This window comes from Hamadaea sp. (assembly GCF_013362815.1).
In the GTDB taxonomy this organism is placed as follows: domain Bacteria; phylum Actinomycetota; class Actinomycetes; order Mycobacteriales; family Micromonosporaceae; genus Hamadaea.
Genome location: NZ_JABFVK010000105.1, coordinates 1 through 10,526 on the forward strand (window position 1 = coordinate 1; position 10,526 = coordinate 10,526).

The 10,526-nt window shown below is 69.4% G+C and carries 11 protein-coding genes; all 11 read right to left on the reverse strand.

What is annotated here, in order from left to right; translation table 11 throughout:
- Positions 1-12 precede the first annotated feature (12 nt).
- Positions 13-240 carry a hypothetical protein gene (locus tag HOV77_RS32905; RefSeq protein WP_290869714.1) on the reverse strand — a complete coding sequence of 76 codons (228 nt, stop codon included), beginning with the start codon at positions 238-240 and terminating at the stop codon, positions 13-15.
- 2 nt (positions 241-242) lie between these two features.
- A complete protein-coding gene (locus HOV77_RS32910) occupies positions 243-467 on the reverse strand; it encodes a hypothetical protein (RefSeq protein WP_290869715.1) in 225 nt (74 codons plus the stop codon).
- A gap of 2 nt (positions 468-469) precedes the next feature.
- Positions 470-1,417, reverse strand: a complete 948-nt coding sequence (locus HOV77_RS32915) for an N-acetylmuramoyl-L-alanine amidase (RefSeq protein ID WP_290869718.1) — start codon at positions 1,415-1,417, stop codon at positions 470-472.
- A gap of 7 nt (positions 1,418-1,424) precedes the next feature.
- A complete protein-coding gene (locus HOV77_RS32920) occupies positions 1,425-1,643 on the reverse strand; it encodes a hypothetical protein (protein WP_290869721.1) in 219 nt (72 codons plus the stop codon).
- A gap of 9 nt (positions 1,644-1,652) precedes the next feature.
- Positions 1,653-2,102 carry a hypothetical protein gene (locus HOV77_RS32925; RefSeq protein ID WP_290869724.1) on the reverse strand — a complete coding sequence of 150 codons (450 nt, stop codon included), beginning with the start codon at positions 2,100-2,102 and terminating at the stop codon, positions 1,653-1,655.
- An 82-nt stretch (positions 2,103-2,184) separates the two neighbouring features.
- Positions 2,185-6,030, reverse strand: coding sequence for a hypothetical protein (locus tag HOV77_RS32930; protein ID WP_290869727.1), 3,846 nt, complete (start codon positions 6,028-6,030; stop codon positions 2,185-2,187).
- On the reverse strand, positions 6,030-9,194 hold the full coding sequence (locus HOV77_RS32935) for a hypothetical protein (protein ID WP_290869729.1): 3,165 nt from the start codon (positions 9,192-9,194) through the stop codon (positions 6,030-6,032). Before HOV77_RS32935 ends, HOV77_RS32930 begins: the two co-directional genes overlap by 1 nt.
- Positions 9,187-9,315, reverse strand: a complete 129-nt coding sequence (locus tag HOV77_RS32940; protein WP_290869730.1) for a hypothetical protein — start codon at positions 9,313-9,315, stop codon at positions 9,187-9,189. The genes HOV77_RS32935 and HOV77_RS32940 overlap by 8 nt, the downstream gene beginning before the upstream one ends.
- A gap of 26 nt (positions 9,316-9,341) precedes the next feature.
- A complete protein-coding gene (locus HOV77_RS32945; RefSeq protein ID WP_290869733.1) occupies positions 9,342-9,728 on the reverse strand; it encodes a hypothetical protein in 387 nt (128 codons plus the stop codon).
- A gap of 12 nt (positions 9,729-9,740) precedes the next feature.
- Positions 9,741-10,148, reverse strand: a complete 408-nt coding sequence (locus HOV77_RS32950; RefSeq protein WP_290869735.1) for a hypothetical protein — start codon at positions 10,146-10,148, stop codon at positions 9,741-9,743.
- A gap of 6 nt (positions 10,149-10,154) precedes the next feature.
- Positions 10,155-10,526 (reverse strand): hypothetical protein (locus tag HOV77_RS32955; protein WP_290869738.1); only part of this gene is annotated, 372 nt, incomplete at its 5' end.

A 10,526-nucleotide genomic window follows, 5' to 3' on the forward strand; every position in this document is an offset into this window, starting at 1 on the left:
GTCCTCCGGGTTTCAGGTGTCCGAGCGTGGGGTGTGCGGCGCGGCCCATCCGGCGACCGCGGCGGACGCGGCCGGGACGAGGGCGAGGACGAACGGCTCCAGCGCGTCGGGCATGCCGGAGATCAGGGACGGGTCGTCGGTGACGGCGCCGAGCACGGCGAGCCCGGCGAGGCTCGCCAGGTACGTCCCAACGGACGCCAGCTTGACCTTCTTCTCGATGGGTGCGGACGCAGAGGGCATGGTCAGGTCTCCTTCGGGGTGGTGTCGAGGGCTGCCCGTACGAAGCAGTCCTTCGCTTCCAGCAGCTTCCGCAGGCCGGCCGTGAGCTCGGGGCCGTCCGGGAGCGCATCGGTCATCTGCTGCGCCAGCTCGGTGCACGGCCGGCTCACCGCCTGGAGGTGGGCAGGGAGGTGCTCGTACTCGAAGAAGCGCAGCAGGTGGGTGGTGCCGGGGTGCCGATCGGCCATGGTCAGGCTCCCTTCGTTGCGTCGCTGACCTCGACGCTCACCTTCACCACGGCGTCCGCGATGGCCTTCTGCACCGCCGCAACAACCTGCGCGGTGTCCACGTCAGCGCCGACCAGGCTGGCGAGCTTCGTGATAGCCGCGGTCTGCGCAGCCTCCGCCGCGCGCACCATGTCGATCCGCTTCAGGATCTCCGTCTGAACCGACGAGAGCGTCCACGTCGGGTTCGTCGCCGGAGCGCCCGGAACGGAGATCACTCCGTCCAGCGTGAGCACCGCCTTCGCGACCTCAGCAGCAGTGGGCATGTCGTCCTCCTCGCCCGGGCTCCAGCCCGGCTCCTGTTCCAGCCGCTCGGCGACCGCCGCGCGGAAACTGGCCATGGTGAACCCGCGCGGGTCGACCTTCCAGTCGCTCCACTCCAGGTGTCCGATAGCGCTCTTGGCGCTCCAGCCGTGCGCGCGGCAGATCGCGGCCGTCGCGCGAACCATGGCGATCAACTGAGGTTCGGGCCACCGGTCCTTGCCGTCGCCCTTGTTCTCGCACTCCCAGCCGTAGAAGCGGGCGTTGCCGTCGACCGCGCCGGCCGAGCCGTCGTGCTCTCGCGGCGCTGGCGGCCGGTCGCTGTAGGACTCGGTGATGACGGCGTTGAGTACGGCCCCGTCGCCTCCTCCGGCGTGGTTGGCCCGGCCGTTGCCGGTGAGGTGGACGACGCCGTCCTTGGTGATGCAGCCGGTCGCGAGGGGGCCGGGGAGGGCGCTGTGGCCGTTGTAGATCAGCCCGACCACGTCGGTGCCGGGACCGGTGACGGTGTGGTGGATCAGCACGCCGTGGACGGGGCCCCAGGCGCCCTTGTGGTTGCGGTTGTGGTCGCGCCAGCCGGGGACTTCTCGGACGGTGACGCCCTCGGCGCGCAGTGCCGCGACGAGCCGGTCTGCGGTCAGCGGTGTGGCCATGTCGCTCCTACAGGTAGGTGGTGGTCGTCGAGAACCGGACCAGCTCTGTGGACACGGTGTCGTCGCCGTTCTGCAAGTGGTCCCGCAGCCCGGCCAGCACCGATTCCACGGTCTGCTCCGGCAGGGGGCCGCCGGGGCCCTCCTGGATCTGGAGCGTCACCACGAAGCCGGTCTCGTTCCGCCCGCTGGCGTTGAGCCGGTAGTACGGGAAGGTCAGTTCAGCCACGAGGGCCTCCTAAGCGAGTCGGGTTACGCGCATCAGCGAGCCGGCGCCCACCCGGCAGGCATCCGCGCTGGACGTGTCCTGGGCCCACTGAAGGGCGAGGGTCCCGGCGCTGCTGCCGGTCGTGACCATCGAGCATTCCTTCGCCAGCGACAGGTTCGTGGAGGACTGCCGGTCGCCGTAGAAGACGGTGGTGGTGTAGGCGTGGACGCCCCACCGGCCCACGCCGGCCGGGGTCGTGTCGGACACCGTGGACGCCATGCCGAGCGCGCTGCGGTTGCCGGTGACGCCGGACGGGACGGTCCAGGCGGTGCGGATCCCGGTCGAGCCGGTGGACGCGGCGTACCAGAGTTCGATCTCCACGAAGTAGCGGGCGTTGGCTTCCAGCGTGGTGGTGAGGTCGGGGTCGTCGGCGAGCGTGGTGGTGCTGCTCCGGTCGGTGTTGGCCAACTTTTGGATCATGTTTGGGAGCATCGAAGAGAGCAGAGTGCCGGTGAGGCGCTGGCCCGCGTAGATCGACGGGTACCGGGACACGACGGGCCTCCTACAGGGACGTGTATGCGGGGTGGGCCAGCGCCACCGCGGCGCCGGAGGTGTGCGTCTTGGTGACGCCGTTGACCGAGCGGACGACCGTCATGGTCTGCGGATTGATCAGCTCGAAGTTCTGGAAGCGCATGCTCAGCCCGGCGTTGGTGTTGCCGGTGTTCCGGAAGCTGCGGGTGCCGATGTTCGCGGCGGCGGTCAGGTCGGTGTCCGTGACGGAGATCCGCCACACGTCCGGCTCCACGTCCGTCGTCCGCCACACCTTGGTGCGGATCGTCGACCCGAACGCCTGCAGCCTGACCCGGTAGTAGGTGCCCGCGACGTGGGTGAACGCGGTGGTGTACGTGCTGCCCAACTGGGTCTCGACACCGCCCACGCGCTTCCGCAGGGTGAGGACAACCGCGTTGGCCGTCGTGAGGTCGACGCGGGCCGTGTAGAGGTTGTTGTTGTCGGCCGCTCGGACGATCGGCCCCGTGAACAGGCTCGCCCCGGTGGCCAGCGCGCTGACCGCGCAGTCGACGACCAGGTCCACGTCCGCCGACGGCGCTGCCTGCAGCGTGAGGTGTGCGATGCCCGTGGCCGGCTGCGCGACGGAGCCGACGTTGGGGGCGGTGCTGTAGTCCGCGGCCGTGCCCACCACCGTCCACGCCCCACCGGACTCCGCCGTGCCCCAGCCGGACGCCGTCGTACGGTCGAACGTGTCGTAGATCGCCGACGTGCACGCGTCGACGAGCATGACCTCGCCGCCCACCCGCACCTCGTACGGGAACTCCTGCGGCAGTTCGTTGGCGAGCGCGGGCCGCAGGGTGATCATGTCCGACCACAGGATGTCCGTGACCGGCGGGAAGTCGGGGACCGTCGGGGACCCGTTGGCGAACGCGGCTCCGGCCGGGGCGGTGGCGGTGATCTCGAACCAGGTCCACACGTCGGCGGTGAGCGACAAGCCGTTCGCTGAGGTCGACAGGTACGCGCCTCCGGCGTCGAACCAGTTCAGGTTGAGGTCCACCGACCTCGTGACCTCGGACATCTGCCAGCCGGACAGGGTGTAGTCCCGGCCCTCGACGACCGGCCGCATGGTGGCACCCACGTTGGGGAACTCGGCGACACCGTCCGGGGTTAGCTTGAGTGACCATGACCCGCCGAACGGGGCGTTGCCGGGGGTGGGCCCGCGCTCGGCGGTGCACCCGTTGCCCGTCCAGCCGCTGAGGTCCGTCTCGAAGTCGTAGTTCGTGATCAGCGACGGCGCGGCCTGCACCCACACAGGGCCAGTCGTGGTGCGCACGTCGACGGCGGTCTCGCTGCTGGTGAGGTCCTCGACGAGGACGCAGCCGTCGGTGTCGGCCCGGTCGTACACGCCGTCCGAGCCGAGCGCCTCCACCGCCACGTGCCACGGCCCGTACGGCGTGCAGTTGAAGTCGATCGTCCAGGTGAACTGGTCGAAGACCTCGTCGTAGCCCTGCGCCATCAACTTGATCAGGTCCGGCGGCAGCCAGGACGGCGGGTTCGCAATGTCCATGCGGTCGCCGATGTCCACAGACGTGGCGGCCTCGATCATGTGAGGCGCCGCAGCCAGGTCCACCCGCACCTTCGAGTAGCGGGTCTCATCCCACGTGCCCAGGTGCAGCAGCCAGCCGGCGTGCTCGCCGGTCTGCGCGTCCTCGTACAGGCTGCGGGTCTGCGAGTCGTCGTAGCGTCCGACACCGTTCGGCGGGACCTGCGTCGACAGGGTGCCCGTGTCCAGCGTGCGCCGCGTTGACGAGCCGCCCGAGCGGACCACGGTGCGGTCGTTGCGGACGGCCTGGTCGTCGTCCACGGGGTCCAGCGGCGTGACGAGCCCGTCCGACCCGGTGTAGTCGAGCGTCAGAGCCGGGGCCTGGTTGTACAGGGAGGGCCGGTCCCGGAACCTGAACGCCGGGTACCAATCGCGGGACTCGTGGAGGATGCCCTCGTCGGCGTCGGCGGCCTCCCGCATCAGGTCGAGGATCGGCGACAGGCCCTGAGGGCCCATCTTCTCCTCGCTGATGGACGCGGCGAAGCACGGGGTCAGCTCCTCTTCGCCGAGCCGGTACAGGCGCTCGGAGGTGGCCTCTCCGGCCCATGCGACCATCGCGCCGATCGTGTCCGCGAACGCCGAGTTGCTGCTGGCCACGGTGAGGTGGCCGAGGGCCGTGCCGTTCAGCAGGCCGCTGAAGCCGAACCTCACCTCTGTGGCGGCGCCGAGCGTGTTCGCCGCCAGGGTGGTGGCCACGCCGTCGCTGACGATCTCCTCAAGGCTGGACTCGTCGACGTACCAGACGAACAAGGTCGCGTCGATGTTGGCGCCGTTCTGGGTCAGCTCGACGCCGATCTGCACGTTCTTCCCGTTGATCGCGACGGGGTCGAACCCGGTCGCGATGATCTGCGTGCCGTCCGCGTCGTACGCCCGCAGGTCGAGGTTGCCCGCGGTGTTGATCCACACAGCCCAGCTGCGCGCCGAGCCCGTCGTGCCGATCGTGAACAGCCTGTCCGTGGACGTCACCCCGGCGGCCGGGACCGCGGCGAAGAACCGCGTGAAGACGTACGAGGTCGCCGTGTACGGGGCGACCGTCACCCGGGTCGTGCCGAAGGAGTACGTCGGCAGTGGAGCGCTCGCCTTCCAGCCCGAGTACGCCGCGGGCGTCACCCCGCCGGCCGACGGAATCGCCATGGCGGCCTGACCGTCCATGCCGGACGCGAAACGCGAAGCGCCGCTCTCGTCCTCCATCGGCCAGTACGAGATGATGCCCGTACGGCCGGCGTTGGTGAACTCGCGGTACATCGGCGAGCGGGCTGGGCTGACGCCCTGTGACAGGCGCCGCATGATGCCGGACGCCTCGACGTTGCAGACGACGTCGTGCTTCGTCTCCCACCGGGTGGACCAGGACGACACCTCACCCACGAACCGGGTGCGCCGGTTGGTGAGCTGACTGTTGCCGCTCATCGTCCACGTGCGGCCTGCCGAGTCGGCGAACGAGGCGGCCCCGACGGTCTGCGCGGCGAAGTTCGGGTTCGCCACCACGGTGCCGCTGATGCCGTTGCGCACCTCGGCGGCGTGCGCGCGGCCGAGCGGCGGCGTGAACGTGAACGAGGTGGCGTTTCCGATCCGCAGGCTCGCCGTGCTGTTGAAGATCGAGGTGGTGCCGACCTGAGTCACCGGGTCGCCGAGCTGCACCCACGGCCCGTCCAGCGTCGCCGCGGTGTAGAACGTAACCGTGTTCCCGCCCGCGCCGTTGTTGACGTCCAGGGTCACCCTCACGGCCATCCGGCCGCCCGGGCCCGGGATGGTCGGAGCGATCGTCGACGACGCGGACAGCGAGTTGGTGCCGTCCGCCGACCACTCGAAGTACAGCCGGCCGAGCCGTGTACCGAGGAACCACGACTTCTGGCCGGTGAAGCCGAACTTGCCGATCATCTCCACGGTGGCGCCGGACCACACGGGTGGGATCCAGTTCGCGAGCGACACGTCGAACCGCACGTCCAGGTCGCCGGTGATGTCCAGGGCGGCCGCGTCGGGCGTCTCGGCGTAGTCCAGGGTGCTGGTGCCGGGCAGGTCGAGGTACGTCTCCCCGGTCATCACCGACACACGGCACGGCGTGTTGCGGCCGATCTGCCCGTAGTAGGCGCCGGCCGGGTTGCGGGGGGTGAGTGCCCCGTCGTTGTTGTCCATCGTGAACGCGCATGTCGACCTGTCGACCTGCTCACCCCAGTCCGACCGGCCGCGCCGGATGCGGATCTTCTGTTCGTGCCGGACACGCGAGGAGAAGTCGGTCCACGTCGAGCCCAACCTGAGCTCAACCTTGATCGGCAGTCTGTCCTCCGGAAACGCCATCACAGCCTCCCGAAGGTGGCCTGGACGCCGCCCCGGGACGCCACTTCCTGGCGGCCGACGTCCACGATGAGCTGCCCGAAGTCCCGTCCGCCGATGGCCACGTTCAGCACCAGGGGCTGACTGCTGGCCGGTGCCGATGCAGGGGTCGGCGTGTACCGGGGCCCGCCGTGCTGGGGCGTGTTGAGCATCGACGCCCAGGCGCTCTGCTGCATCATGCGGCGGGTGTCCGGCCCGGAGTACACGCGGGACCCGAACGGCAACCTGACGAGCTCGGGCTCGTGCTCGCCGACCATCGTCCAGCCGGAGCGCAGACCGCCCGTCGCGGCGCCGATGATGCCGCCGCTCGCCTTCCTGCCGAAGCCCTTCTCGATGGCCTTCTCCATCGCCGCCGCGAGCTTGTCCATCGACTTCGACAGCCTCTGCTGCTGCCCCGTCAGCAACTTCACCACCGCGGTCTGCGTCTTGATCGCCCCGCCGAACACTGCGTCCGCCGTGGTCTTCCCCGCCGAGGTCGCCGCGCTGTTGATCTGGCCCTGAAGGCTGTTCATGCTCTTGATCTCCGACGAGGAGGCGTTCAGCAGTGCCCCCGCCGTCTCCAGGCCGCCCCCTTCGACGCCGGCCTCACCGATCTGCTGGAGCAGCGTGCTCGAAAGGCCCTTCTTCTTCAGGTCGGCCAGGGCCTTCGAGAACGAGGTGGCCTTGTCCCGGGAGGCGGTGAGGCCGCCCATGATGGACGCGACCGTGACGGGGCCGTCGCCCTGCCGCTTGGTGATGTTCGCCGAGGAGAGGACGCCCGACTTCACACTGTCGGCGAGCTGCGAGGCGGCCTGCTTCAGGGAGTTGAGCTTGTCCTTCGCCGACTCCAGCGACTTGGTGACGCTGGTGAGCTGCTTCTCGTAGGCGAGGAGCTTCCGGCCGGTGGAGTCGAGGGCCTTCAACAGGTTCTTCTCGGTGCTGCCGTGCGTAGCCTTCATGATGATCGAGCGCCACTGATTCAGGCTGTTGATCAGCGACGACATCGAGTCGGGCTTCGCCAGCGCCGAGCGGAACTCGGAGCGCTGGTAGCCGCCCATGACGCCGAAGTGGGAGATCGTCAGGTCGCCGCGGGCGTCCTTCCGGGCCTGCGCCTCGGACTTCGTGACGCCGCCCCTGGCGAACCCGGCGACCTTCAGCGTGCCGGAGTTGACCGCGTCCATGAACCGCTCGCCGTACCGCCGCACGCTGCTCGCGCGGATCACGTACTCGCCGGCCGACAGCATCGCCGGGATCGAGTCGGATGTCTCCGTGCCCGGGCCCGTGACGCGGCCGCCGTCGGGTGAGCCGCCGCCCGCGAGGTGGATCGGGCCGCCCATGGCCCGGAAGCGCGGCTGGTTCTGGGACTCGACTCGGCGCTGAACCACGTTGATGTAGGCGGTGCCCACGACGCTGCCGCTGATCGCCCGGACGGCCGCGTCGAAAATGCTTCTGTTGGCGCCGACCGGCACCTTCTTGCCCGGGAAGCGCGTGCCGTTGACCCTCGACGCGGTCCCGAAGAACTGCCTTGCGTCCGCGGTGATGCTGGCTTCGGCCTTCTTCCGGTCGTACGCGTCCAACTTGCCGCGCGCGTCCCGCAGAGCCGCCTCCGCCTGGCTCTTGTCGGCGGACAGCTTCGCCTTCCGCTCGGCCGTGAGCGACTTGTCCTGAAGCTTCTCCTTGATGCTGGCGAGGTTGGTCTCCGCCTGCTTCACGTCCAGAGTCAGCTTCGCGCGGCCGAGCTTGTCGTTGGCGGTCGCCGCGAACTCGCCGATCTTCCCGTTGACCCCGTCGAGCGTCGACTTCGCCCCCGTGGCCCACTCGTCGAACCGCTCGTTCGACGCCTTCAGCGCCTCGCCGATACCCGGGAGGTTCCCGAAGGCCATCGCCATGCCGGACACGACCAGGTCGGCACTGTCGATCGCAGTCTTCGCCATCAGGGTGAAGCCGGCGCTGAGCAGCGGCAGCCACTGGATGCCGGTGTTCACCATGTCGATGATCGTCTGGCCGACCATGACGAACGCGCCCCGGATCTGGGTCTCGTTCTCCTTCACCCAGTTCGACAGGCCCCGGAACCCTTCACCGAGGCTGGAGACGTCCACACCCGACACGGCGAGCAGCGATTCGACCAGCGCCCCGCCCAGGACGCTCGCCAGGTCCCCGGCCACCTCGAAGCCGATCCGGCCGACCTCATTGAAGGACCTGAACACGTCGGCGAGCACGTGCATGGCGGGCTCGATGCCCTCCAGCATCCCCTCGAAGACCGACGCAAAGCCCTCCAGCGCCAGGCCAGCCCCACGGAACGCCTCGCCGAGCAGCGGGCCGAACGTCTCGGTGAAGGACCCGGCGATCTTCCCCAGCGATGGCAGCAGCGAGTCGTTGATCAGCGACGCCAGACCGCCCAGCAGCTCCGACGAGCCGCCGATGCCCTGCTCCAGCCCGTCGAACATCCCCGGGAGCCCCGTGTCGAGGAAGCCGCCCAGGAGCGAGTCCCACGCGTCGAGCGCCGGCTGGCTCTTCGCGCCGAACTCCAGGAAGGACTGGGTGAACGTGCCGATCGACCCTGCGAAGTCTTCGAACCACTCGCTGCCCATCTTGACGTTGGTGAGCAGCGCCCCCTTGAACGCCGGGCTGTCGGCGAACCGGGAGGCCTTCTCTGTGATCCGGCCGAACGTGTCCGCCCCGGTCTCGATCACCGGCGTCAGGTCTTTCATCGCCCCCTTGAGGGACTTGACGGCCTTCTCCGTGTGCGGAGCGACGGCCTTCTCCGCGACCTTCTTCCAGTCCTCGAACGCCGGCTTGAGTTCCTTCGCCTTCTTCTTCAGGTCGTCGAGCGCCAGCGCCCCGCCGCCGGCGACGGCCGTCATTCCGAACAGCATCGGCGACAGCGCGCCGATCGTCGGCAGCAGCGTCGTGCCGAGAGCCGCAGCCGCAGCGATCGCCTGCCCCCGTAGCCCCATGCCGCCGCCGAGAGACTGGCCCGCGTCGGAGGCCGCGTTGGAGACGTTGCCGAGCTGCCCGCCGACGATGCGCAGCGAGCCGCCCATCTGGTTGGCCTGCCGCTGCAGCTGGTTGAGGTTGCGGTGGACGGAGTGGAATCCGGGGCCCGTCAAATCCCGGACGTGCACTGTGATCGTGACGTCGTCAGCCACCCGGGGCCCCTTCCTCCATCGGTGTGTCAGGTGTGCCGAGCCGTTCGATCGCGATGAGTCGCATCAGCTCGGTGTCCTCGGCCAGCAGCGAGGACAGGGTGTATCCCGGGAACCGCTCCAAGATCCGCAGTAGGTACCGGGCGCGGGTCAGCTCGCCAGGCTCGGTGACATTGCTTCCGTCGGGATGGACTCCACCGGGGACGGCTCGCCAGAGGGCGAGCTCTGCGGCAAAGGGTCAGCGTCGTGGACCCCCACGATCGACTGGAGCCAGGCGGTCTTGAGCGCGGTGAGCAGACCGGTGTCCACCTTGCGCATGCCTTCCGGCGTGGCGGGGATGGGCTGACCGTCGTCGTCTTCGAGGTTCCAGTCGACGAGGCGCTTGCCGAACTCGGCCATGGCGTTGTCGTCTTCACTTGAGACGACGTCCTCCCACTCGCCGTAGCTCATCCGGCGGGCGCGTGCTTCGGCGCCGTGGTGCTCGTGCCCCTGCGCGAACTGGATCTTCACAGTGCGGGGTGTGCCCTTGTAGCCCATGCGTGTCTCCTCTCAGGCCCAGGTGGGAACGGTGCCGTCGGCGAGGGAGCCGGGCGCGGACCAGGTGAGCTCGCCCGAGTCGGAGCGGGTCAGCTGGTAGTCGGAGAAGAGCATTTCGCAGGCGAGGGTCACGCCGTTGACGGTGTTGGTGACGGTGCGCGCCACCGAGGTGGACGGGACGGTCTTGAGGACGTCGTGCTGCCGGTTCGCCGACGGGTTGAACACGCCGTTGAGGGTGATCGACGCGTCGGCGAGCAGCAGGAGCCGCTCGTTCGCGCTCTTGTCGATGCCGGTGACGTCCTGCACGCCGCGCGGCGTGGACATCTGCCAGTTGGTGATGTCGTTGCGGATGTCGCGCGCGGTACCGCTCGCGTCATCGACGCTGAGCGTGGTCTGGCCGAGGCCGGTGCTCTTTGCCATGAGAGGTCATCCCTTCCTGATCTCGTCGGCGAGCGCCTGCTGGTGCTCGGCGAAGTCCTCAACCCAGTCGCCCGGCCGCTGGTGCAGCCGGGCCTTGGTACCGCGCGGGTTGCCGCGGTGGTCCCCGTCACGGACCAGGTACAGGGGCGGCCGGCCGATCGGCGCCCGGTGCGTGGCCGCCTTGAAGCACGGCTGGCCCGCCTCGAAGACGAGGTAGGTCTCGCCCTCGGCCATGGACTGCTCGATGTACCGGCGGCCCGAGGTGCGGGCGGCGTGCAGCAGGTCCGGGGCGAGGTTCTCGACGCGGACGCGCCAGCCGTTGCGGTACTGGTCGCAGCCGACTTCCTCGCAGGTCGCCTGCCGCGAGTGCGTGCCCAG